A 22,791-nucleotide genomic window follows, 5' to 3' on the forward strand; every position below is an offset into this window, starting at 1 on the left:
GACGCGCGCCGGTGGCGCCTCAGACGCCCGTCGGCACCGGCTCGAGGATCTCCGCGCGGGCCTCCGGGGCGGCGGCCCGCAGCGCGTCGGCGGACTCGTCGTCGGGCCGGCTCTGCGACCGGATCTCCGCTTCGACCCGGGCCCGGTAGGTCGCGATCTCCTGCTCCACCGTCGCGGCGTCCCAGCCGAGGACGGGGGCGACCAGGCGGGCCGTCTGCTCGGCGCAGTGTACGCCGCGGTGCGGGTACTCGATGGAGATGCGGGTGCGGCGGGCGAGGATGTCCTCGAGATGCAGCGCTCCCTCCGCGGCCGCCGCGTACACGACCTCCACCTGCAGGTACTGCGGCGCATCCGTGAGCGGTTCGAGCAGCTCGGGACGGTCGGCCGCCAGCTCCAGCATCTCGTCGATCAGCGACCCGTATCGGTCGAGCAGATGCTTGACCCGGTACGGGTGCAGGCCGTACCGCTCGGCGAGCTGCATCGTCTGGTTCACGAGCGCGAAGTAGCCGTCGGCGCCCACCAGCGGCACCCGTTCGGTGATGGACGGGGCGATCCGCGCGGGGATGTCCTCGGCCGCCAGGTCGACGGCGTCCTCGGCCATCACGCGGTAGGTGGTGTACTTGCCGCCGGCGATCGCCACGAGCCCGGGTGCGACCCGGGCGACGGCGTGCTCGCGCGACAGCTTCGACGTCTCGTCGCTCTCCCCGGCCAGCAGCGGCCGCAGGCCCGCGTACACGCCATCGATGTCGTCGTCGGTGAGCGGGACGACCAGGACCCGGTTCACGTGGTCGAGGATGTAGTCGATGTCGGCCTTCGTCGCGGCCGGGTGGGCGAGGTCGAGGTTCCAATCGGTGTCGGTGGTGCCGATGATCCAATGGCTGCCCCACGGGATCACGAACAGCACCGACTTCTCGGTGCGCAGGATGATCGCCGAGTCGCTGACGATCCGGTCGCGCGGCACCACGATGTGCACGCCTTTCGAGGCGCGCACCCGGAACCGGCCGCGCTGCCGGGACAGGGCCTGGATCTCGTCGGTCCACACCCCCGTGGCGTTGATCACCACGTGCCCCTTCACCTCGGTGACCGACCCGTCCTCCGAGTCGCGCACCCGCACGCCGGAGACGCGGTCGGCCTCGCGCAGGAACCCGACCACCTGGGTCGAGGTGCGCACCACGGCGCCGTAGTGCGCGGCCGTGCGGGCCACCGTCATGGTGTGACGGGCGTCGTCGACGACGGTGTCGTAGTACCGGATCCCGCCCACGAGCGAATCGCGCTTGAGCCCGGGCGCCATGCGCAGCGCCGCGGAGCGGGTCAGGTGTTTCTGCGCGGGCACGGACTTGGCGCCGCCCATCCGGTCGTACAGGAAGATGCCCGCGGCGATGTACGGGCGCTCCCACACCCGGTGGGTGACGGGGAAGAGGAACTTCAACGGCTTGACCAGATGCGGGGCCAGCGTCGAGAGCGACAGCTCGCGTTCCCGCAGCGCCTCGCGGACGAGCCCGAACTCGAGCTGCTCGAGATAGCGCAGCCCACCGTGGAACATCTTCGACGAGCGGCTCGACGTGCCGGAGGCGAAGTCCCGCGCCTCCACGAGTGCGACCTTCAACCCGCGGGTGGCGGCGTCCAGGGCGGCACCGGCGCCGACGACGCCGCCGCCGATGACCACCACGTCGAACTGCTCCGAGCCGAGCCGTCGCCACGCGTCACGGCGCTGCTGCGGCCCGAGAATCTGGACGCCTGGTTGGTTGGTCACCGCATCGCTCCCGTGAGTCGCCGACGTTTCCGCACTCAGGCTAGTAGGTTCGTCCGCAGACTGCCGTCCCGAACCATACGCCCGGAGAGGTTGCCGTGACCCGATACATCGCCGCGATCGATCAGGGGACCACGTCGAGCCGCTGCATCATCTTCGACCACGACGGCCGCATCGTGGCCTGGGCCCAGACCGAGCACGAACAGATCCTCCCCCGCGCCGGCTGGGTGGAACACGATCCGGAAACGCTGTGGCTCAACACCCGCGAAGTCGCCGCCCTGGCCCTGGCGAAGGCGGATCTGACACGCGCCGACATCGCCGCGATCGGGATCACCAACCAGCGCGAGACGACGGTCGTGTGGGAACGCTCCACCGGCCGGCCCGTCCACAACGCGATCGTGTGGCAGGACACCCGCACCGATCGCCTGGTCGAGCAGCTCGCCGGCGACGCGGGCGTGGACCGGTATCGCAAGGCCACGGGCCTGCCGCTGTCGACGTACTTCGCGGGCCCGAAGGTGCGGTGGATCCTCGACAACGTCGAGGGAGCCCGGGAAAAGGCGGAGGCCGGCGAGCTCGCGTTCGGGACGGTGGACAGCTGGATCCTGTGGAACCTCACCGGCGGCACCGGCGCAGGCAACCGGCAGCCGGGAGTGCACCTCACCGACGTCACCAACGCCTCTCGCACGATGCTCATGAATCTCGAGACGCTGCAATGGGATCCGGACATCTGCGCGGACTTCGGGATCCCGATGTCGATGCTGCCGGAGATCCGCAGCTCGTCGGAGATCTACGGGTACGCCCGCGAACGCGGGCCGCTCGCCGGCGTCCCGGTGGCGGGCATCCTCGGCGACCAGCAGGCCGCGACGTTCGGCCAGGCGTGCCTGTCGCCGGGCGAGGCGAAGAACACCTACGGGACCGGGAACTTCCTGCTGCTCAACACCGGGACGACGCCGGTCCGGAGCGAGCACGGGCTGCTGACCACCGTCTGCTACCGCGTCGGCGACGCCCCGGCGGTGTATGCCCTCGAGGGTTCGATCGCGGTCACGGGGTCGCTCGTGCAGTGGATGCGCGACAATCTCGGGCTCATCCGTACGGCCGCGGAGATCGAGGATCTCGCCGCGACCGTCCCCGACAACGGCGGCGCGTACTTCGTGCCGGCGTTCTCCGGCCTGTTCGCGCCGCGGTGGCGCCCCGACGCGCGCGGCGTGATCGCCGGGCTCACCCGCTTCGTCAACAGGGGGCACCTGGCGCGCGCCGCGCTCGAGGCGACCGCCTACCAGACCCGCGAGGTGATCGAGGCGATGCACGCCGACTCCGGCGTCGAGTTGCACACCCTGAAGGTGGACGGCGGGATGGTCGTCAACGAAACGCTGATGCAGTTCCAGTCGGACATCCTCGGCGCCCCGGTGGTCCGGCCCGTGGTCGCCGAGACCACCGCGCTCGGCGCGGCGTACGCGGCGGGCCTTGCGGTCGGCTTCTGGGAGGGCGAGGACGACATCCGGCGCAACTGGGCGGCCGGCCGCACCTGGGAACCGAAGATGGACACTGCCGAGCGGGAGCGGCTCTATGCCGAGTGGAACAAGGCGGTCGAGCGGACCTACGGCTGGGCCTGAGCCGCGTTACGCGCGTGCGGTCCTGGGCTGCACGGCACGCACGGCGCGGCCGAGCCGGCGCGCCGCCTCGGCGAGGTCGGCCTCCCCGGCGGTGGCGAAGCACAGCCGCGCAGTGCGACTGTGGTCCCCGGAGACCGCGAAGGCGGACCCCGGCACGAACGCGACACCGTGCTCGGCCGCGACGGGCAACAACTCGGCCGTGTCGAGCTCGCCGGCGAACCGCACCCAGGTGAACATGCCGCCGCGCACGGCGGAGGAGACGACCGCGTCGCCGAACTCCGCGGCGAGGGCGGCCGACAGCGCCGTGGCGCGGGCGCCGTAGGTGTCCCGCAGCCGGTCCAGGTGCCCGGCGTACCAGGGCCCGTCGGCGAGGAGCGCGGCGGCGATCGCCTGGGTCAGGGACGAGCCGCACAGATCGGCGCCCTGTTTGAGCAGCTCCACGGCCGCGCACAGCCGCCGGTCGCCGTGCAGCCACCCCACCCGTAACGCCGGGGCGAGGGTCTTCGAGGCACTCGAGAGCCGGACGACGCGGTCCGACCACGACGCGACGGGCGCCGGAGGTGCCTGTCCGAACCACAGCTCGCCGTACGGATCGTCCTCGACGACGCGGAATCCGTACCGGTCGGCGAGGGCCGCGAGGTGCCGGCGCCGAGCCGCGGACAGCACGACGCCGCGCGGGTTGTGGAACGTCGCGACGGTGTGCACGAGCACGGGCCGCTCCCCCGCGGCCAGGAGGCGTTCGAGCGCTCCGGTGTCCATGCCGTCGTCGTCGAGCGGTACCGGGACCACGCGGGCCTCGGCGGCGCGGAAGACCTGCAGCGCCCCGGTGTACGCGGGCTCCTCGACGATCACCGTGTCCCCCGGGTCGAGCAGCACCTGAGCGAGCAGGCTCAGCGCCTGCTGGGAGCCGTGGGTGACCACGACCTCGTCCGGGTGGACGGCGCGTCCGAGCCGCTCGCCCTCGCGCGCGGCGATCACGGCGCGCAGGTCACCGCGTCCGGAGGTCTCGGCGTACTGGGCGGCAGCCGGGTCACGGAGCACGGTGGTGGCGGCGTCGGCGATCCTCGCGGTGGGCAGCAGCTCGGGCGCCGGGAGCCCGCCGGCGAGGCTCAGGACGTCGGGCCGGGCGGTCAGGGCGAGCAGGTCACGGATGGCGGAGCTGCGCAGGCCTTGCATGCGGCGGGCGGGGCGCAGATTGTGGTCGACGGACACGGGAACTCCTGGACAGGCTGGGAGAACACCTCATTCGTCCCGGGTCCGCGGTAGGCGCGAGGCTGTCGATAACGGACCGGATCCGGTCCTCGCCCCACCGTAGCACCACCTGACCATACTGTGGAATGCAGATCCCACACTATGGAACACTGATCCGGTGGGGCGAAGCCGGCGCGGGAGCCGCGGCGCGCCGGCCTCGGGGAACCCTCATCCCGGAACGTGCTCACCCGGCACTGGGTGCAGCACCCGCGTACGCATCGCATCGGCAGCGACGTCACGCGGGTCGGTGAGGTAGTACTCCCGGAACGGCCCCTCGGCCGCGAGACCGCGCTCGTCGAGCCACCCGAACAGTGCGTGGTAGGCGACCGGCAGCAGCGCGACCGGACCGACGAAGTCCACGCCCGCGAAAGTCCCGCCCGGCAGCGTCGTCGTGGCAGTTTCCGCACGTCCGAGCGGGGACCGCAACTCGAGACCGACGCCGAACTGCACCACGCCGTCGAGGGTGGCCGGGTACTGCCCCACCACCGGCGCGTCGGTGGGCAGCCCGGCGCTCGACGCGTCGGCCAGCAGCGCCGTCACGAGGTTCGTCACATCCGAATCCAGAGATTCGGCGGTCGATTCCCCATTGCGCCACAAGACCATTCGATCCTCGATCCAGTGCCGGCGCACGGAGAGGCCGCCGGCTTCGGCCTCGGCGAGGGACGCGACGAGGGCGAGCGCCCGGTGCTTACGGGCGGCCTCGCGCTCGATCCGTTCCCGCTCCGCGGCGAGGACGACCTCGGTGTGTCCGGGGTCCTGCAGGAGGAGACGGATCGCGGGGACGGACACCTCGGCTCTGCGCAATACCGCGATGCGCAGAGCCGAGGCGAGCTGCTCGCGCGAGTAGTACCGGTATCCGGTACGCGGATCGACCCGGCCTGGAGCGAGCAGCCGTTCGCGGTCGTAGTGGCGCAGCGTCCTGACGCTCAGCCGGGACATCCGCGCGAACTCGCCGATGCTCAGCCATCCGTCGGCCGGGCTCACCCGGTCACCACCGCCCCGCTTCCGGCAACCTCCGGCGCGTACGGGATCACCGTGATGACGTCGACGAGCAGGCCGTCGGGATCGACGGTCATGAAGTGCCGCTGCCCGAAGTCCTCGTCGCGCAGTTCCAACGCGACCGGGAGTGCGAGGTCGCCGGCGCGCGCATACACGGCGTCCACGTCGTCGACCTCCACCGAGATCAGCACGCCGGCGGGAGCGGAGAGGTGGGCTCGGGGAATCGTCTCGTGGCCGCGTGCCACGAGACCGAGCTGCACGGTCTCGTCGGTCGCCGCCTGCAGCTGCACATACCAGCCGCTGTCGAAAACCACACGCAGACCGAGCAGCCCGGCATAGAAGTCGCGGCTGCGGGCGACGTCGTGAGCGGGGACCACGGGGAAGATGCTGTTCGTTCGCATGCGTCCACCGTCGACCCTACCCCAGCGAGAGAGTCAAGAACGTCGACGCCGGTCATCCCGCTCAGTCCAGGTGGTCGTCGTGCCGCATCAGCTGGCGCGCCGCCTCGGTGATCGACCCGGTCAGCGACGGGTACACCGAGAAGGTGTGGGCGAGATCGTCGACGCTGAGGTTGTTCTGCACCGCGATCGCGATGGGCAGGATCAGCTCCGAGGCGGTGGGGGCGACCACCACGCCACCGATCACGACGCCGGTGGCGGGACGGCAGAAGATCTTCACGAAGCCGCGGCGCAGCCCCGACATCTTCGCACGGGGATTGGTGTGCAGCGGCAGCATCACGGTGCGGGCCGGCACCTCGCCGTTGTCGATCGCGGCCTGGCTGACGCCGACCGTGGCGATCTCGGGCCGCGTGAACACCGCCGAGGCGACGGTCTTGAGCCGGATCGGGCTCACCCCCTCGCCGAGGGCGTGGTACATCGCGATGCGGCCCTGCATCGCGGCCACCGACGCCAGTGGCAGCAACCCGGTGCAGTCGCCGGCGGCGTAGATACCCGAGACGGGCGTGCGCGAGACTCGGTCGACCTGGATGTAACCGCCCCGGTCGAGTTGCAGGCCGACCTTCTCGAGTCCGAGGTCGGCGGTGTTCGGCACCGAGCCGACCGTCATCAGGGCATGGCTGCCCTCGACGATGCGCCCGTCGGCCAGCTTGACCCGGATCCCGTTCTCGGTGCGCTCGACGGCGTCGGCACGGGCGTGCTTGACCAGGTTCACGCCCCGCTCGGCGAAGGCGTCCTCGAGCACGAGGGCGGCGTCCTCGTCCTCGTGCGGCAGCACCCGGTCACGGCTCGAGACCAGCGTCACCTGAACACCGACCTCCGTGTAGGCGGAGACGAACTCGGCGCCGGTGACACCGGAACCGACGACCACGAGGTGCTCGGGCAGGGCGTCGAGGTCGTAGAGCTGACGCCAGTTGAGGATGCGGTCGCCGTCCGGCTCCGCGCCGGGCAGCACCCGCGGGCTCGCGCCGGTCGCGATGAGCACGACGTCGGCGTCGAGGATCCGCTCCTCGCCCGTGAAGAGGTTGGCGCGCACCTGATGCGCCGCCATCCCGACCTGGCTGTCGATGAGCTCGCCGCGGCCGCTGAGCAACTGCACGCCGGCCGCCTCGAGCTTGGTGCGGATGTCCGCGGACTGCGCGCGGGCGAGGCTCTTGACGCGGGCGTTGACCTCGGGCAGCGCCACCCCGGCGCTTTCGAGCTGGACGCCGAGGTCGGCGGCCCGGCGCATGTCGGTGCGGATGCCGGTGGAAGCGATGAACGTCTTGGACGGCACGCAGTCGAAGAGCACGCAGGCACCGCCGATCCCGTCCGAATCGATCAGTGACACGGTCGCGCCGTACTGAGCCGCCACCAGCGCCGCCTCGTAGCCCGCAGGGCCGCCGCCGATGATCACGATCCGGGTCATTGTTCTCCTCTGTATCGATTCCGAGATGGTCCTCGGTCCGGGTGTGCGGGCGCCGGGGTTGCCGAACGTCCGCAGACACGCTATGCCACCGGCCCCGTCCTGCGCACGCGGACTCGGCCACGCAGCGGCCAGCGCCCCGTGTCCTGCGCCGGACGGTCAGCCATTAGCCTGTACCCCGTGCCGATCTACGCCGCCTACGGCTCCAACATGCATCCCGAGCAGATGCTGCAGCGCTGCCCGCATTCGCCGATGGCCGGAACCGGCTGGCTCCACGGCTGGCGGCTGACGTTCAGCGGCGGCGACATCGGCTGGGAGGGAGCGCTCGCCACCGTCGTCGAGGATCCCGACTCGAAGGTGTTCGTGGTGCTGTACGACGTACCCGACGAGGACGAACGCAGCCTCGACCGGTGGGAGGGCTCCGAACTCGGCATCCACCGCAAGATCCGACTGCGCGTGGACACCGACGACGGGCCCGTGCTCGCCTGGCTGTACGTCCTCGACGCGTACGAGGGCGGCCTGCCGTCGGCGCGCTACCTGGGCGTGATGGCCGACGCCGCCGAGATCGCGGGAGCCCCCGCCGACTACGTGCGCGACCTGCGCACCCGCAACAGCCGCAACGTCGGGCCGGGCCGGCCCGACAGCTTCTAGTCCCCCGCCGGCCGGTCCGGGTAGAACGGCACCGGGACGCCGACCCGCAGCGTCACCGGATCCCCGGCCTGCACGTCGTGCGACGCGGCCCGCTGCGCCCGGATCGTCTGCCCGGCGCCGGTCACCCGCACCTCCGTCAGTGCCCCGCCGAAGGCGACGTCGAGCACGGTGAACTTCGACGGCTCGTCGGCCGCGGCGACCTGCACCTGTTCCGGGCGCACGAGCACGTGGCCCTTGCCGTGGGCCGGGGCGGCGAGCGGGACCGCACCGATCACCGTGTGCGCGCGGTCGCCGTCCGCATCGGCGTCGAGGACGACCGAATCCCCCACGAATGCGCCCACCTCGAGCGTCGCGGGCCACCGGTAGACGTCCTCCGGGGTGCCCACCTGGGCGACACGCCCGCCGAGCATCACCGCGACCGTGTCCGCGATGGCCAGGGCCTCGGCCTGGTCGTGGGTGACCAGCACGGAGGCGACCTCCTGGTCCCGCAGCAGGGTGCGGACCTCGGTGCGCAGGCTGGCCCGCAGCCCGGCGTCGAGGGCGCTGAACGGCTCGTCGAGCAGTACGACGGACGGGTTCGGGGCCAGCGCCCGCGCCAGCGCGATGCGCTGCTGCTGGCCGCCGGACAGCTGCGACGGCTTGCGCTGACCGGTGCCGGCCAGGCCGACCAGGTCGAGCAGTTCCGCCACGCGGCGGTGCCGGACGGACTTCTGCCGTACCATCGATCGCCACGTCGGCTGCACCAGCCCGTAGCCGACGTTGCGCGCCACGCTCAGATGCGGGAAGAGCGCACCCTCCTGCGGCACCAGCCCCACCCCTCGGCGCTCCGGCGGCAGAGCTGTGAGGTCGCGTCCGTCCGCGACGACGCGCCCCGCGCTCGCCGGGTGCAGACCCGCGACGACGCGCAGCAGAGTGGTCTTGCCCCCGCCCGAGGGCCCGAGCACGGCCAGCAACGCGCCTCGCTCCACCGTCAGCGAGACGTCGCTGACGACCTCGGTCCGCCCGTACCGGGCGCATACGCCCTCGATGGAGAGCCCGCTCATTCCTCACCGCCACTTTCCGCATCGACCCGGCCCCGCAACAGTCGGCCCAGCACCAGCGACGGCAGCGCGGCGATGAGCACCAGGATCGCGGCGTACGGGGCCGCCGAACCGTATTCGAGGGTCTCGGTGTACTTCCACATCCGTGACGCCAGGGTGTCCTCCCCGATCGGCACGAGCAACAACGTCGCGGGCAGTTCCTTCGCGATGGTGAGGAACGCCAGCGCCGCCCCCGCGACGACACCGGGCGCGGCCAGCGGGACCATCACCCGGATGCCGGTCCGCAGCCGTCCGCTGCCGAGGGTCGCGGACGCGTCCTCGAGGCCGAGCGGGATCGAGGCGACGGCCGCGCGGATCGACCCGACGGCGAGCGGCAGGAACAGCACCGCGTAGCCGATCACGAGCATCGGGGTGTGCTGGTACCACTGCGGCAACAGCCGGATACCGAAGAAGACCAGGGCCAGACCCACGGTGATACCGGGCAGCGCGAACCCGACGTAGGCGGCGCTCTCGGTGAACCGCGCCACCGGCGAGGTCGAGCGCGCCGCCAGGGTGCCCACCGGCAGGGCCAGCGCCGTCGTCAGCAATGCCCCGAGAGCCGCCACCCACAGCGTGTACGTCGTCGCCGTCCAGATCCCCGCCCAGTCGATCGCCGCCTGCTGCGAGAACCACAGCCAGCGCGCGAGTCCGGCCAGCGGAACGCCGACGCTGACCACCAGCACGACGGCGAGGAACGCCAGGGCCGTCCACCGCTGCCCGCCCAGCGGCACGGCCGCGGCGGCTCGTGGGGCGCCGGAACCGACGCGCGCGGTGGCCCCGCGGCGCACCCGGCGCTCGGAGACCGTCAGCGCGACGGCGAGAACGACGAGCACCAGGCCGAACACCGCGGCCGGGGTGCGGTCGAGCAGCCCCCGGTAGCTGCCGTAAATGGCGAGGGTGAAGGCCTCGTACCGCATCAGCGCGACGGCGCCGAAGTCGCTGAGGGTGTACAGCGCCACCAGCAGGCCGCCGGCCGCCGCGGTCGGCCACACCTGCCGCAGGGTCACGGTGAGCGTGGTGCGCAGCCGGGACCGGCCGAGGGTGCGGGCCACCTCCTCGAGTCCCGGATCGACCGAGGCCAGCGCGGCGGATACCGGCAGGTACACGTACGGGAAGCTCGCCGCGGTGAGGACCAGCGCGGCCCCCGCGAAACCCGCGAGGCCGGGGAACTGGGCGATGTAGACGAAGCCGGACACGTACGACGGGATGGCGAGCGGAACGCTCAGCGCCAGGGCGAACCACCGCCGGCCGGGCAGGTCGGTGCGTGCCGTGAGCCACGCGGCGGTAACGCCGATCACGAGGCAGGCCACGGTGACGGTGAGCGCGAGAATGCCGCTGCGCCACACCAGATCGAGGGTGCGCTGCCGGAACACCAGCGACCACACGCGGTCGGGACCGTCTGCGAACGCACGCATGACCAGGTGTGCCACCGGGGCGAGCGCGAACACCGAGACACCCAGCGCAGCCAGCGTGAGAACGGGCCGGCTGCGCCGGGTGGGACGGAGAGCGGCGAGCTGGATCAGATGAATCCCAGCTCCTGCAGCAACGCCTGGGTCTGCTCGAGCGAGGCGAGTTCGGCGAGTTCGATGTCGGAGTTGCCGATCTCCGACAGCGGACGCAACTGGTCCTTGGTCTCGACGCCCTCGACGACCGGGTACTCGGACGTCTCGTCGGCGAAGTAGGCCTGGGCCTCGGGCGAGAGCAGCGCGGCGACGAACTGCTCCGCCTGCTCCTTCTGGTCCGTGGTCTTCAGCACGCCGGCCCCGGCGATGTTCACCAGCGCGCCCGGATCACCGGCCTGGAAGTAGTAGACCTGCACGTTCAGGTTCTCGGCACCGCGCTCGTCCGCGAGGCCGTACCAGTAGTAGTGGTTGGTCAGGCCGAGGGTGACCTGGCCCGTGTCGACACCCTCCATCAGCGGGCCGTTGCCCTCGAACGCCACCGGCTCGTTGGCCTTGAAGGCCTCGAGCCAGGCGCGGGCTCCGTCCTCGCCGCGCGCAACGCGCAGCCCGGTCACGAACGCCTGGAACGACGCGTTGGTCGGGGCGAAGCCGATCTGGCCCTTCCACTTCGGGTCCAGCAGGCCGTCGATGCCGGTGGGCAGATCCTGCGGCTGCACCTTCTCGTCGTTGTAGACGAGCACGCGGGCGCGCGCGGAGGTCGCCACCCAGGTGCCGTCGGCGGCGCGGTAGTCGGCGGGAACCAGCTCGGTCACCGACGCCGGCAGCGTCTCGAGCAGCCCCGCCTGGTCGAGCAGGCCGAGCGCACCGGCGTCCTGGGTGAACACCACGTCGGCCGGCGAGGCGCCGCCCTCCTCGACCAGCTTTCCGGTGATCTCGGGGGTGCTGCCGTAGACGACGTCGACCTCGAACCCGAGGGTGCCCTCGAGCTGGTCGATCAGCGGTCCGACCAGGTTCTCGCTCCGCCCGGAGTACAGGGTGAGCGCACCGGTGGAGTCGCCCCCCGACTCACCCGATCCCGAGTCGCTGCCGCACGCGGCCAACACGGCGGCGACGACCCCGGCCGACAGTACGGCGACAGCTCTGCGTCGAAAATGCATCCGGACCTCCTGGCGTGAGCGACGACTCACAGGCAACGTACAGGTTGTGCAAGCCTAACCTGATCCCAGGACCAGGTTCGTCATCACCCGTACGCCGACGGCCAGGGCCCGTTCGTCGAGATCGAAGTCGGGCTGGTGGATGTCGAGCTTCGGCCCGGTCCCCCGCCACACACCCAGCCGGGCCATCGCGCCCGGAACCTCCTCGAGGTACCAGGAGAAGTCCTCTCCTCCACCGGACTGCGGAGTGTCCGCCAGCGCATCCGGGTCGATCGCGCGCACCGCGTCCTCGACCATCCGGGCCGACACCTCGTCGTTGACGACGGGCGGCACGCCGCGCCGGTAGTCCAGCTCGTAGCTCAGGCCGGTCGGCGCGAGCAGACCGTGCACGATCTCCCGCACCATCGGCTCGAGCAGCTCCCAGGTCTCGTGGTCGCCGGTGCGGACGGTGCCGGTCAGCATGCCGGTGCGGGGAATCGCATTCGCGGCCTTGCCCGCCGTGACAGCGCCCCACACCATCACCGTGCTCGTGCGCGGGTCGATGCGCCGGCTGAGCATGCCCGGCAGCCCGGTGATCACGGTGCCGAGCCCGTACACCAGATCGCCCGTCAGGTGCGGGCGGGACGTGTGCCCGCCCGGCGAGTCGAGGACCAGCTCGACCGTGTCGGCGGCCGAGGTGATCGCCCCGACCCGCACCCCGACCCGGCCCGCCTCGAGCCGCGGATCGCAGTGCAACGCGAAGATCCGGGCCACCCCCTCGAGCGCGCCCGCGGCGACCACGTCGAGCGCGCCGCCGGGCATCACCTCTTCGGCGGGCTGGAAGATCAGCCGCACACCCACCGGCAGCTCGGGCACCGAGTTCAGCGCCAGCGCCGTGCCGAGCAGGACGGTGGTGTGGGCGTCGTGCCCGCAGGCGTGTGTCACGCCCGGCACGGTGGAAGCGAACGGCAGGCCCGTCAGCTCCTGCATGGGCAACGCGTCCATGTCGGCACGCAGGGCGATCCGCGGGCCCTCGGGGCCGAGATCGCAGATCAGGCCCGTGCCGCGCGGCAGCACCTTCGGCTCGAGCCCGGCGGCGGCGAGCGTGCTCCCGACGAACTCGGTGGTGGCGTATTCCTGACGGGCCAGTTCGGGATTGGCGTGGATGTGCCGGCGCCACGCCGACAGGTCGTCGGTGTGCTCGCCCAGCCACTTCTCGATGTACGGGTTCATCGGCGCGCCACGTTCTCGAGCAGCCGTGCACGCTGCGTGGGATCGGTCGCCGCCCGGGCCGCCGTCGCGGCGAGCGCGCGGGCGCCGTCGAGGACGGCGAGGTCCGCCGAAGCGGTGACGCACGCGGCGGCGAACGCCGCCTGGTGGGTCACCGCCCCACCCGAGTCGAGACCGATCACCGGGTGGATACCCGGCACCACGTTCGTCACGTTTCCCATGTCCGTGCTGCCCAGCGGGCGCGATCCTTCCTCCTCGACGGGCAGCGGCGTGCGCCCGAGACCGATGATCTCCTCACGATAAGCCCGGACCAGCCACGGGTCGGGAGTCAGTTCGGTATAGGTCGGCGACACGGTGCGGATCTCGTGCGTGCAGCCGGCGGCGAGAGCCCCGGCGGCGAAGCAGTTCCCGGCACGCTCGGACAGGTCGGCGAGGGAGTCCGCGGTCGTCGCCCGCAGGTAGTACAGCAGTTCGGTGTGCGCGGGCACGATGTTCGGGGCGGTGCCGCCGTCGCTGACGATCCCGTGGATCTGCTGGCCGGGCAGCAGATGCTGACGCAGCAGGCCGACGGCGACCTGCGCGACGGTCGCGGCGTCGGCGGCGTTGCGGCCGTATTCGGGGGCGGCGGAGGCGTGCGCCTCGCGACCGGTGTAGGTGACGGCGATGTCGGCGAGGGCCAGCGACGTCGCCCCGGTGATGTCGAACGGGCCCGGGTGCACCATCAGGGCCATGCCGACGTCGGCGAACACGCCGCGCTCGAGCATGAGCACCTTGCCGCCGCCGGTCTCCTCGGCGGGCGTGCCGATGACGCGGACGGTGATGCCGAGGGCGTCGGCGACCGCGGCGAGACCCAGGCCCGCGCCGGCGGCGGAGGCGGCGATGATGTTGTGCCCGCACGCGTGCCCGATCCCGGGCAGGGCGTCGTATTCGGCGCAGATGCCGACGACGAGTTCCCCGCTGCCGAACCGGGCGTCGAACGCGGTGGGCAGATCGGCGATCCCGGTCCGGACCTCGAATCCGCCGCCGCGCAGCAGTTCGACGATCTTCGCGGCACTGCGGTGTTCGTCGAAGGCCAGCTCCGGCTCGGCGTGGATCGAATGCGACAGGGCGATCAGGCCGTCCGACGCAGCCTCGATCGCCCTGTCCGCATCGCTCGTCACCCGCTCAGTCTGGCACGGGCGGAACGAGTGCACCTCACCCGAGGCGGAAGTTCGACTCGTCCGTCTTCGTCTCGAGCGCCGCGATCAGCGGCGCGTGCAGACCGCGCTTGATGCCTGCCAGGTTGGCGCCCCGGGTGCCGGTCAGGGCGGCGGCCCGCTCGACGGCGGCGGCCAGCACGGCGTCGCCGTCGACGGCCTGTTCGACGATGCCCGCCGCGAGGGCGTCACCACCGCCGAACCGGCGGCCCGTCGTGGTCGCCTCGACCGCGGCCTGGATCGGCAGCCGCTCGCGCAGCAGTGCGGACATGCCCACGGTGAACGGCATGTTCAGCGACACCTCGGGCAGGCACCAGAAGCCGCGATCGGCCCGCATCACGCGGAAGTCGTGGGTCAGCGCGAGCATCGCACCGGCACCGAACGCATGGCCCTGCACCGCCGCGACGGTGGCTGCGGGGAAGGTGAGGATCCGCCCGTACAACTCGTGGACGGAATCGAGGTAACCCGGCAGCCCGGGGAGGTTGCCGAAGATCCAGTCGGTGTCGAGGCCGTTGCTCCAGAACTTCCCGGTGGCCGCGGTGACGAGCGCCGCCGGGCCGTCGTGCGCGACGACCTCGTCGAGCAGCGCGTGGACGGCGGAGAGCCACTCGGGGTGGAAGCGGTTCTCGGTGTCGCCGCCGGAGCGGTCGCCGAGGTGGAGGACGAAGACGTCGCCGTCGCGTTCGAGGTATGGCATGCGGAGAGGATAGCGCCAGAACCTACCGGTGAGTAATAACACGGTTGGCGCTAGGGTCGACCGACATGGGAGCACCCGACGCCATCGCCGACCCCCCTGCCGAGGCCGCCCGCGCCGCCGCGGCACTCGCCGAGCGCACCGGCGTGCCCGAGCACTCCGTCGCGGTGGTGCTCGGCTCCGGCTGGCGCGCCGCGGTGGAGCGCTTCGGCACAGCGGTCGCCGCCGTTCCGATGAGCGAACTGCCGGGATTCGCCCCGCCCACCGCCGAAGGACATTCGGGCACCGTGCATTCGGTGCGGGTCGGCGAGACCCCGGTGCTGCTCCTCGCGGGCCGCACCCACGCCTACGAAGGGCACGACCTGAGCCGCGTCGTGCATCCGGTGCGTACCGCCGTCGCCGCCGGCGCGCGCACCGTCGTCCTCACCAACGCCGCCGGCGGCATCCGGCCCGATCACGCGGTCGGTCAGCCGGTCCTGATCTCCGACCACCTCAACCTCACCGGACGCTCGCCGCTCGTCGGCGCACAGTTCGTCGACCTCGTCGATGCCTACTGCCCGAGGCTGCGCGCCCTCGCCCGCGAGATCGACCCGACCCTCGGCGAGGGCGTGTACGCCGGCCTGCCCGGCCCGCACTACGAGACCCCCGCCGAAATCCGCATGCTGCGCACCCTCGGCGCGGACCTGGTGGGCATGTCCACCGTCCACGAGACCATCGCCGCGCGTGCCGCCGGCGCCCGGGTCCTCGGCATCTCCCTGGTCACCAACGCCGCCGCGGGGATCACCGGCGAGCACCTCGACCACCACGAGGTCCTCGCGGCGGGACGGGCCGCCGCCACCCGCATGGGCGACCTGCTGCGCGAACTGGCGGGCCGGCTGTGACCCTGCGCTTCGGCACCGCCGGGCTGCGCGGCCCCGTCGGCGACGGCCCGGACTGCATGAACGAGGACGTGGTCGTCCGCACCACCGCGGGCCTGGCCCGGTGGCTCGACGCGCGCGGGTCCGGCGGCGGCACCGTGGTCGTCGGCCGCGACGCGCGCACGGGATCCGCCGAGTTCTTCGCCGCCGCCACAGAGGTTCTCGCGGCCGCCGGTTTCGACGTCGTGGCGTTGCCGCGCCCGCTCCCGACCCCGGTGACGGCGTACGCCGTGCGGACGCTCGACGCGGTCGCGGGCGTGCAGATCACCGCGTCGCACAACCCGGCCACGGACAACGGCTACAAGGTCTACACCCGCGGCGGTGCACAACTGGTCGAGCCGGACGACCGGGAGATCGAGGCGGCGATCGACGCCGTCGGCGACGCGTCGTCGGTGCCGCGCCTCACCGTCGCACCCGCCGGGGACGAACTGGTGGCACGGTATCTCGCGCGCGTCGCATCGCTGCCGCGCTCTGCGGCGCGGGAACTCCGCGTCGCGCTGACGCCGCTGCACGGCGTCGGCGGGGAGACCGCGGTGGCAGCCCTGCGCGCGGCCGGCTTCTGCGACGTGCACGTCGTCGACGCACAGTTCGCGCCCGACCCGCGCTTTCCCACCGTCGAGTTCCCCAATCCGGAGGAGCCGGGGTCCGCCGACGCCCTGCTCGCGCTCGCTGCCGAGGTCGGCGCCGACATCGCCGTCGCCCTCGATCCCGATGCCGACCGGTGTGCCGTGGGCGTCCCCACGCCCGACGGCTGGCGGATGCTGCGTGGCGACGAGACCGGGGTGCTGTTGGGCGACCGGATTCTCGCGGGCGCCCCGCGCGGTGCACTGGTGGCGACGACGATCGTCTCCTCGACCCTGCTCGGCAAGCTCGCCGCCGCGCGGGGCGCCCGCTACGCGCAGACCCTCACGGGCTTCAAGTGGCTCGCCCGCGCGGGCGACGGGCTGGTGTACGCGTACGAAGAGGCCCTCGGACACTGCGTCGACCCGGATGCGGTGCGCGACAAGGACGGCATCGCCACGGCGATCGTCGTCGCGGACTACGCCGCGGAGCTGAAGACCCGGCGGCGCACTCTCGTCGACGCCCTCGACGCCCTGTACCGCGAGTTCGGGCTGCATCTCGGCGATCAGGTCTCGATCCGGGTGACCGACCTCGCGCGGATCGGGGCGATCATGAGCCGGCTGCGGTCCGCGCTGCCGGCCGAACTCGCCGGGGAGCCGGTCACCGCCACCGACCTCGCGACGGCGGCCGGCCCGCTGCGCACGGACGCGGTGGTGCTCGAGGGTGCGTCGGTGCGGGTCGTGGTGCGGCCCTCGGGCACCGAGCCGAAGCTCAAGTGCTATCTCGAGGCGGTCGCCCCGGACGGTGACCGCGACGGCGCGACGGCGCGACTACGGGCGTTGCGCGCGTGGGCAGCCGCGCTGGATGAGCGCTGACGCGAAGCGCCGGTGCCGGTGGCGGCCGCCCGTCGCGGTCACCACCGGCACCGGCGGAGGAACGACAATCCTCAGAGGCGGTGCGGCACCCCGTATGTGATGACGGTGTCGTTGTTCGAGGTGACGGCCCTGGCGTACGGCCGGATCGTGACCGGGCCGAGCGCTCCCGAGACCGAGCCGTGGACTCCCGCCAGCCGGACGGTCGCCGCCCTGCCGTCGAACTCCATGTCCTGGACGAACGCCACGTCGGTGATGCCGCCGGGCGCAAGATCGACCTCGATCTCCTGGGAGGGGATGATCGAACCGCCGATCGTCGCGCCGGTGCTCGCGTCGAGCCCGAGCGCGAACTCGGGGGCGAGTTCGACGCCGATGCCGAACTCGTTGCCGACCTCCCAGTCGAGGCTGGGGGTGTTGATGTGCACGATGGCACCGTTGAGAGCGACCGGATAGCCGATCTGGTATCCGATGGTCAGCTTGGTGTCCTGGAAGGAATCCGCGTCCGGTCCGGTGATGTTGACCGATACGACCTCGTCGTGGAAGAACTCGAAGCTGACGGGCGAGCTGTCGAGCGGCGGATAGGACTGGATCGACGTGTCGGCCTGGAGCACTTCGATGGCGTTGTTGTTGCCGAGGGGCAGCGTCCGGGCATTGTCGACAGCGGCTCCGGCACTGCCGGACCCCACCACCATGCCGAGCACTGCGGCCGCACCGAGTGCGGTGGCCCGGGCGCACTGTCGAAACCTGTTGCCGGAGAGGGTGTTGATCATCGAGCGGACCTCATTTTCGTGGACGGTCGAGGGCAGTGGACGAACCAACCGATCTCGGCGAGCGTAACCACAGAAGCCCCGTCCGGAAGGCGGGTTGATCATCTTCGCCGAAACGAGACGGAATCGGCCGGACGCACCGCCGCTCCGGACCGGACCCTCGTCACGTCCGGCACTGCGACCGGAATCCCTTCCTGTCCTGCGGTTTCGCGGGTTCCGAGCCGGATGCCGGCGAGGCGCGCAATGCCGCGGAGCCGGCCCGCGCCAGATCCCAAAAGAAACTCTATTGTAATCCTGTCACACAACAGACAAAGCGGACACACAGGACTCTATCGGCGTCGATGCGGATCGACGGTGCGGCGCAAGCGGATCCGCGAGCCGCCTCAGCGAGGTCCGAACTGACGGTCGCCGGCGTCCCCGAGTCCCGGGACGATGTACTTGTCCTCGTTGAGTCCCTCGTCGATCGTCGCGGTCACCAACCGGACCGGATGACCGGAGTCGGCGAGCGCCGCCACCCCCTCCGGGGCGGCGACCACGCACACTGCGGTGACGTCGGTTGCTCCGCGCGTGACCAGCAGCTCGATCGTGTGCACCATGGAGCCGCCGGTGGCGAGCATCGGGTCGAGCACGTAGACCGGCAGGCCGGACAGGTCGTCCGGGAGCGACTCGAGGTAGGGCACCGGCTCGAACGTCTTCTCGTCCCGGGCCAACCCCACGAAGCCCACGCGCGCCTGCGGGATCAGCGCGTGCGCCTGCTCCACCATGCCGAGCCCCGCGCGCAGCACCGGCACCAGCAGCGGGGGCTGCTGCAGGCGCACACCGGTCGTGGTCGCGACGGGCGTGCGCACCTCGAACTGCTCCACCGGGGCGTCCCGGATCGCCTCGTAGATCAGCATCTGGGTCAGTCGGCGCAGCGCGTACCGGAAGGCGGCGTTGTCGCTGCGCTCGTCACGCAGGGTCGTGAGGAGAGCGGCGGCGAGCGGATGGTCGACGACGAGCGAATCCATGCCGGAAGGATAGAACGCGGCCACCGTGTGCCTGCCGCCGAGTGGGGCCGCGGACCACCCGGCCTCGGGCGGCGATCGACGGTCCGTGCCTCCGGGTTCTCCGTCGCGGTTCTCCGTCTCGGCCCGAAGCCCACCGCAGTTGTGCCATCGTGACAGTCGGGCGTGCGGGGAGACGGGACGGGTGCGCATGTGGGAATTCGTCGACGAGCGGAAGGCACAGATCGCCTTCAGCGCCTACCAGCACGTGAGCCTGGTCGTGCAGGCCGTCCTCCTCGCCACGATCGTCGCCGTCGTGATCGCGGTGATCGTCACGCGCGTCCCGCGGCTCGAACCCGTGGCGAACGCGCTCAGCGCCATCGGTCTGACGATCCCGTCGTTCGCCCTGCTCGGCATCCTGATCCCGCTCGTCGGAATCGGCGTCACCCCGGCGTTCATCGCCGTGGCCTTCTACGCGGCGCTGCCCGTGCTGCGCAATGCGGTCGTCGGCCTGCAGGGCGTCGACGGCGCGCTCGTCGAGTCGGCGCGAGGCCTCGGCATGGGCGAGGTCGGCACGCTCACCCGCGTACGGCTCCCCCTGGCCTGGCCGGTCATCCTCGCCGGGGTGCGGGTCTCCACCCAGATGTCCATGGGGGTCGCCGCCATCGCCGCCTACGTCCTCGGCCCCGGCCTGGGCTCGTTCATCTTCACGGGCCTGTCCCAGATCGGTGGCGCCAACGCCCTGAATTCCGCGCTCGTGGGCACGGTGGGCGTGGTCGTGCTCGCCCTCGCTCTCGACGCACTGCTCCTCGCGATCGGCAAGGTCACCGTCTCGAAGGGAATCCGAGCCCGATGAACACGCCAGCACACTCCGCCGGGGGCATCAGCGGCACCGACATCGACCTGGTCGACGTGGTGAAGACCTTCCCCGGTCAGGCCCGGCCCGCCGTCGACGGACTGAGCCTGCACATCCCGGCGGGCGAGATCGTGATGTTCGTCGGTCCGTCCGGTTGCGGCAAGACCACGTCGCTGAAGATGATCAACCGGCTCGTCGAACCCACCTCCGGCACCATCCTGATCGGGGGTGAGGACGTCCGTTCCGCGGACGTCGACGACCTGCGCCGGCGGATCGGGTACGTGATCCAGGGCGGCAGCCTCTTCCCGCACATGACGGTCGCCCAGAACATCTCGATCGTGCCCCGGCTGCTGGGCTGGGACAAGCGACGCACCGCGGACCGGGTCGTGGAGCTGCTCGAACTGGTCAACCTGGATCCCGGAAAGTACTGCGACCGGTACCCACGGGAGCTGTCCGGCGGCCAGCAGCAGCGGGTCGGCGTCGCGCGGGGCCTGGCCGCCGACCCGCCCGTGGTGCTCATGGACGAGCCGTTCGGGGCGGTCGATCCGATCACCCGGCACCGGCTGCAGGACGAGCTTCTGCGCATCCACGAGGAACTGCGCAAGACGATCGTGTGCGTCACCCACGACATCGACGAGGCCGTGAAGCTGGGCAACCGCATCCTGATCATGGAGGAGGGCGCGCACGTCGCCCAGTACGACACCCCCGAGGTGATCCTCTCGGCACCGGCGAACCGGTTCGTCGAGAAGTTCGTCGGCGCCGGGTCCACCCTCAAGCAGCTGTCCCTCAGCCGGGTCGACGACCTCGACCTCGTCGACGGCACCACCGCCACCGTGGGAAGCCCCGCCGCCGAGGCGGTCTCCCGCGCCGCGGCGAACGACGACGACACCGTCGTCGTCCTCGACCAGCGACGGCGGCCGGTGGCGTGGCTGTGGGTGCGCGAACTCGAGGGCACCGAGTCCGTCCCGGCCGGCGAACCGCAAGGCGTGATCACGCTCGATCGGCACGCCACGTTGAACGATGCGCTCGACGCGATGCTCACCTCGGCGCACGGGGCCGCGATCGTGACCGGCCGGCACGACGAATTCCTCGGATTGGTGAACTTCGAGTCCGTCACCAACCGGATCCGCCCCACCGGTCCACGCTCGGCGGGGCCCGGCGCCGACGACACCGGGAGCCGCATATGAGCCTGGACGCCGAGCCGGCCGCGCCGTCGCGCGCCGCGGGAACCGGGACACGCTCGCGCGACGCCGGCGTGGGGCGTGAGAACACGGGGCTGCTCGTCGTCATCCCCGTCCTCGTGGCGGTGGTGTTCGCCGCGTGGGCCCTGTGGCGGGGCAACGCCGACCTCGACTCGATCGAGGCCCGGCAACTCGACTGGACCACGATCACGACCCTGCTCTGGCAACACGTCGGGCTCACCGTGGTCTCGGCGATCCTCGTCGTGGCGGTGGCCGTCCCGCTCGGCATCGCCCTGACCCGGCCGAGGTCACGCGCACTCGCACCCGTGGCGGTGGGGATCGCCAACGCGGGCCAGGCGGCCCCGGCCATCGGCCTGATCGTGTTGCTCGCGATCTGGCTCGGCTTCGGATTCGGCACGGCGGTCGTCGCCCTGACCCTGTACGCCGTGCTGCCGGTGCTGCGGAACACGATCACCGGGATCGAGGGCATCGACCCCACACTCGTCGAGGCCGGCCGCGGAATCGGTATGTCCGGCGCCGGGGTGCTGCTGCGGGTCGAACTGCCGCTCGCCGTACCGGTGATCATGACCGGCGTGCGCACCGCCCTCGTCCTGCTGGTGGGCACCGCCACCTTGGCCACGTTCATCAACGCCGGCGGCCTCGGTTCCCTCATCGTCACCGGCATCACGCTCTTCCGGTATCCGGTGCTCGTCAGCGGGGCCCTGCTCGTGGCGCTGCTCGCCCTGCTCATCGACTGGGCGGGCCGGGTCCTCGAACTCGCGGTGCAACCGAAGGGGCTGCGCCGGTGACCCGGATCCTGCTGCCCCGCATCGTCGGATCCCTGCTCGTCGCGGCGACCCTGACCGCCTGCGGACTCGGAACCGCCGGCGGCTTCGTCCCCACCGGCGAGCTCGCCGGTCCCCTGCAGTCCGTCGAACGGCTCGACGGGGCGAGCGTCGCGGTCGGGTCGAAGAACTTCTCCGAAGGAGTCCTGCTCGGGAAGATGGCGGTGATCCTCCTGCGCTCGGCCGGTGCGGACGTCACGGATCTGACCAACATCCCCGGCAGCGCCAGCTCCCGCCAGGCGCAGCTCGAGGGACAGGTCGACCTCCAGTGGGAGTACACCGGAACGGCCTGGATCGCCTACCTCGGACACGAGGAGGCCATCCCGGACGAGCAGGCCCAGTACCAGGCCGTGCGCGACGAGGACCTGCGTGAGAACGATCTGGCGTGGCTGCCGCCCGCCCCCATGAACAACACCTACGGCTTCGCGGCCACCAGCCGCAACGCCCAGCGCCTCGGCGTGGACTCGCTCTCCGACATCGCGAACATCCCGGTCGCCGAACGCACCTTCTGCGTGGAATCCGAGTTCGCCAACCGCAACGACGGCCTGCAGCCGATGCTCGAGACGTACGGGATCCCCCTCGGCTCCGGGGTCCCGCGGGAGAACGTCAAGACCCTGGACACCGGGGCGATCTACGAGGCGACGGCCCGGGGCGAATGCAACTTCGGTGAGGTGTTCACCACGGACGGACGGATCGAGGCACTCGATCTCGCGGTGCTCGAGGACGACCGCACGTTCTTCCCCATCTACAACGTGGCCGTCGTCGTCCGCGAGGAGACCCTCAACGAGAATCCGCAGATCGCCGACCTGTTCGCACCCGTCACGCGGGAGCTGACCGACGAGACCCTCATCGAGCTGAACGGGCAGATCGACGTCGACGGCCGGGAGCCGGCCGAGGTGGCCTACGACTGGCTCGTGGAGAAGGGCTTCATCGAGTAGGACGGGGTGTGC

21 protein-coding genes are annotated in these 22,791 nt (G+C 71.6%); 8 read left to right on the forward strand and 13 right to left on the reverse strand.

The genetic code is table 11. From position 1 onward, the window contains the following. Positions 1-19: 19 nt before the first annotated feature. Positions 20-1,753 (reverse strand): glycerol-3-phosphate dehydrogenase, encoded by a 1,734-nt coding sequence (gene glpD, locus ACWPOB_RS24275; protein WP_100056764.1) that lies wholly within the window; start codon positions 1,751-1,753, stop codon positions 20-22. A 95-nt stretch (positions 1,754-1,848) separates the two neighbouring features. On the opposite strand from glpD, the gene glpK reads away from it, so the two are divergent. After that, positions 1,849-3,363, forward strand: a complete 1,515-nt coding sequence (gene glpK, locus ACWPOB_RS24280; RefSeq protein WP_455402382.1) for a glycerol kinase GlpK — start codon at positions 1,849-1,851, stop codon at positions 3,361-3,363. Between the two features lie 6 nt (positions 3,364-3,369). On the opposite strand, the gene ACWPOB_RS24285 is transcribed toward glpK, so the two are convergent. From ACWPOB_RS24285 to ACWPOB_RS24300, 4 genes are all read right to left on the reverse strand, one after another. After that, positions 3,370-4,539, reverse strand: coding sequence for an aminotransferase-like domain-containing protein (locus ACWPOB_RS24285; protein WP_455402401.1), 1,170 nt, complete (start codon positions 4,537-4,539; stop codon positions 3,370-3,372). A 243-nt stretch (positions 4,540-4,782) separates the two neighbouring features. Next, positions 4,783-5,598 carry a MerR family transcriptional regulator gene (locus tag ACWPOB_RS24290; protein WP_455402383.1) on the reverse strand — a complete coding sequence of 272 codons (816 nt, stop codon included), beginning with the start codon at positions 5,596-5,598 and terminating at the stop codon, positions 4,783-4,785. Next, complete coding sequence (locus ACWPOB_RS24295; RefSeq protein ID WP_100056767.1) at positions 5,595-6,014, reverse strand: VOC family protein; 420 nt, start codon at positions 6,012-6,014, stop codon at positions 5,595-5,597. Before ACWPOB_RS24295 ends, ACWPOB_RS24290 begins: the two co-directional genes overlap by 4 nt. 61 nt (positions 6,015-6,075) lie before the next feature. Continuing rightward, entirely contained in the window at positions 6,076-7,476 is a 1,401-nt protein-coding gene (locus ACWPOB_RS24300) for an NAD(P)H-quinone dehydrogenase (RefSeq protein WP_100056768.1), read from the reverse strand. 177 nt (positions 7,477-7,653) lie between these two features. On the opposite strand from ACWPOB_RS24300, the gene ACWPOB_RS24305 reads away from it, so the two are divergent. After that, positions 7,654-8,124, forward strand: coding sequence for a gamma-glutamylcyclotransferase (locus ACWPOB_RS24305; protein WP_006939627.1), 471 nt, complete (start codon positions 7,654-7,656; stop codon positions 8,122-8,124). Here ACWPOB_RS24305 and ACWPOB_RS24310 read toward each other — a convergent pair. The 6 genes from ACWPOB_RS24310 to ACWPOB_RS24335 all read right to left on the reverse strand — a co-directional run bounded on the left by ACWPOB_RS24310 (position 8,121) and on the right by ACWPOB_RS24335 (position 14,862). Next, positions 8,121-9,167 carry an ABC transporter ATP-binding protein gene (locus ACWPOB_RS24310; protein ID WP_100056769.1) on the reverse strand — a complete coding sequence of 349 codons (1,047 nt, stop codon included), beginning with the start codon at positions 9,165-9,167 and terminating at the stop codon, positions 8,121-8,123. The two genes, ACWPOB_RS24305 and ACWPOB_RS24310, sit on opposite strands and share 4 nt — an antisense overlap. Next, positions 9,164-10,618, reverse strand: coding sequence for an ABC transporter permease (locus ACWPOB_RS24315; RefSeq protein ID WP_455402402.1), 1,455 nt, complete (start codon positions 10,616-10,618; stop codon positions 9,164-9,166). Before ACWPOB_RS24315 ends, ACWPOB_RS24310 begins: the two co-directional genes overlap by 4 nt. Positions 10,619-10,722: 104 nt before the next feature. Further along, positions 10,723-11,763, reverse strand: a complete 1,041-nt coding sequence (locus ACWPOB_RS24320; RefSeq protein WP_455402384.1) for an iron ABC transporter substrate-binding protein — start codon at positions 11,761-11,763, stop codon at positions 10,723-10,725. Between the two features lie 54 nt (positions 11,764-11,817). After that, on the reverse strand, positions 11,818-12,972 hold the full coding sequence (locus ACWPOB_RS24325; RefSeq protein WP_100058050.1) for a M20 family metallopeptidase: 1,155 nt from the start codon (positions 12,970-12,972) through the stop codon (positions 11,818-11,820). Next, entirely contained in the window at positions 12,969-14,129 is a 1,161-nt protein-coding gene (locus tag ACWPOB_RS24330; protein ID WP_100058053.1) for a M20 family metallopeptidase, read from the reverse strand. The genes ACWPOB_RS24325 and ACWPOB_RS24330 overlap by 4 nt, the downstream gene beginning before the upstream one ends. A gap of 34 nt (positions 14,130-14,163) precedes the next feature. After that, a complete protein-coding gene (locus ACWPOB_RS24335; protein WP_100058051.1) occupies positions 14,164-14,862 on the reverse strand; it encodes an enoyl-CoA hydratase/isomerase family protein in 699 nt (232 codons plus the stop codon). Positions 14,863-14,927: 65 nt separating this feature from the next. On the opposite strand from ACWPOB_RS24335, the gene ACWPOB_RS24340 reads away from it, so the two are divergent. Both ACWPOB_RS24340 and ACWPOB_RS24345 read left to right on the forward strand, forming a co-directional pair. Next, complete coding sequence (locus ACWPOB_RS24340; RefSeq protein ID WP_455402385.1) at positions 14,928-15,740, forward strand: purine-nucleoside phosphorylase; 813 nt, start codon at positions 14,928-14,930, stop codon at positions 15,738-15,740. Beyond that, a complete protein-coding gene (locus ACWPOB_RS24345) occupies positions 15,737-17,212 on the forward strand; it encodes a phospho-sugar mutase (RefSeq protein ID WP_455402386.1) in 1,476 nt (491 codons plus the stop codon). The genes ACWPOB_RS24340 and ACWPOB_RS24345 overlap by 4 nt, the downstream gene beginning before the upstream one ends. 71 nt (positions 17,213-17,283) lie before the next feature. Here the strand turns inward: ACWPOB_RS24345 and ACWPOB_RS24350 are convergent, their stop codons facing one another. Together ACWPOB_RS24350 and upp are read right to left on the reverse strand one after the other, a co-directional pair. After that, positions 17,284-17,979, reverse strand: coding sequence for an MspA family porin (locus tag ACWPOB_RS24350; protein ID WP_100057290.1), 696 nt, complete (start codon positions 17,977-17,979; stop codon positions 17,284-17,286). A 380-nt stretch (positions 17,980-18,359) separates the two neighbouring features. Then, positions 18,360-18,983: a uracil phosphoribosyltransferase gene (upp, locus tag ACWPOB_RS24355; RefSeq protein ID WP_100057293.1), complete on the reverse strand. Its 624-nt coding sequence runs from the start codon at positions 18,981-18,983 to the stop codon at positions 18,360-18,362. 187 nt (positions 18,984-19,170) lie between these two features. On the opposite strand from upp, the gene ACWPOB_RS24360 reads away from it, so the two are divergent. From ACWPOB_RS24360 to ACWPOB_RS24375, 4 genes are read left to right on the forward strand one after another with little or no spacing between them, the layout of a single operon-like run. Then, the gene (locus ACWPOB_RS24360; RefSeq protein WP_455402403.1) at positions 19,171-19,815 is read left to right on the forward strand and encodes an ABC transporter permease; all 645 of its coding nucleotides are present in this window, start codon (positions 19,171-19,173) and stop codon (positions 19,813-19,815) included. Continuing rightward, positions 19,812-21,002, forward strand: a complete 1,191-nt coding sequence (locus tag ACWPOB_RS24365) for an ABC transporter ATP-binding protein (protein WP_455402387.1) — start codon at positions 19,812-19,814, stop codon at positions 21,000-21,002. The genes ACWPOB_RS24360 and ACWPOB_RS24365 overlap by 4 nt, the downstream gene beginning before the upstream one ends. Then, the gene (locus ACWPOB_RS24370; RefSeq protein WP_100057289.1) at positions 20,999-21,805 is read left to right on the forward strand and encodes an ABC transporter permease; all 807 of its coding nucleotides are present in this window, start codon (positions 20,999-21,001) and stop codon (positions 21,803-21,805) included. Before ACWPOB_RS24365 ends, ACWPOB_RS24370 begins: the two co-directional genes overlap by 4 nt. Then, positions 21,802-22,779, forward strand: coding sequence for a glycine betaine ABC transporter substrate-binding protein (locus ACWPOB_RS24375; protein ID WP_455402388.1), 978 nt, complete (start codon positions 21,802-21,804; stop codon positions 22,777-22,779). The genes ACWPOB_RS24370 and ACWPOB_RS24375 overlap by 4 nt, the downstream gene beginning before the upstream one ends. Positions 22,780-22,791: the final 12 nt, after the last annotated feature.

The sequence above is a fragment of the Rhodococcus sp. 2H158 genome (assembly GCF_053764755.1).

Excerpts from the sequence above, each read along its gene's own strand:
- ACWPOB_RS24350 (WP_100057290.1), bottom strand. The coding sequence starts at position 17,979 with ATGATCAACACCCTCTCCGGCAACAGGTTTCGACAGTGCGCCCGGGCC.
- ACWPOB_RS24325 (WP_100058050.1), bottom strand. The coding sequence starts at position 12,972 with ATGAACCCGTACATCGAGAAGTGGCTGGGCGAGCACACCGACGACCTG.
- ACWPOB_RS24295 (WP_100056767.1), bottom strand. The coding sequence starts at position 6,014 with ATGCGAACGAACAGCATCTTCCCCGTGGTCCCCGCTCACGACGTCGCC.
- ACWPOB_RS24360 (WP_455402403.1), top strand. The coding sequence starts at position 19,171 with ATGTGGGAATTCGTCGACGAGCGGAAGGCACAGATCGCCTTCAGCGCC.
- ACWPOB_RS24365 (WP_455402387.1), top strand. The coding sequence starts at position 19,812 with ATGAACACGCCAGCACACTCCGCCGGGGGCATCAGCGGCACCGACATC.
- ACWPOB_RS24320 (WP_455402384.1), bottom strand. The coding sequence starts at position 11,763 with ATGCATTTTCGACGCAGAGCTGTCGCCGTACTGTCGGCCGGGGTCGTC.
- ACWPOB_RS24335 (WP_100058051.1), bottom strand. The coding sequence starts at position 14,862 with ATGCCATACCTCGAACGCGACGGCGACGTCTTCGTCCTCCACCTCGGC.
- ACWPOB_RS24315 (WP_455402402.1), bottom strand. The coding sequence starts at position 10,618 with ATGCGTGCGTTCGCAGACGGTCCCGACCGCGTGTGGTCGCTGGTGTTC.
- upp (WP_100057293.1), bottom strand. The coding sequence starts at position 18,983 with ATGGATTCGCTCGTCGTCGACCATCCGCTCGCCGCCGCTCTCCTCACG.
- ACWPOB_RS24285 (WP_455402401.1), bottom strand. The coding sequence starts at position 4,539 with ATGCAAGGCCTGCGCAGCTCCGCCATCCGTGACCTGCTCGCCCTGACC.
- ACWPOB_RS24300 (WP_100056768.1), bottom strand. The coding sequence starts at position 7,476 with ATGACCCGGATCGTGATCATCGGCGGCGGCCCTGCGGGCTACGAGGCG.
- ACWPOB_RS24340 (WP_455402385.1), top strand. The coding sequence starts at position 14,928 with ATGGGAGCACCCGACGCCATCGCCGACCCCCCTGCCGAGGCCGCCCGC.
- ACWPOB_RS24370 (WP_100057289.1), top strand. The coding sequence starts at position 20,999 with ATGAGCCTGGACGCCGAGCCGGCCGCGCCGTCGCGCGCCGCGGGAACC.
- ACWPOB_RS24310 (WP_100056769.1), bottom strand. The coding sequence starts at position 9,167 with ATGAGCGGGCTCTCCATCGAGGGCGTATGCGCCCGGTACGGGCGGACC.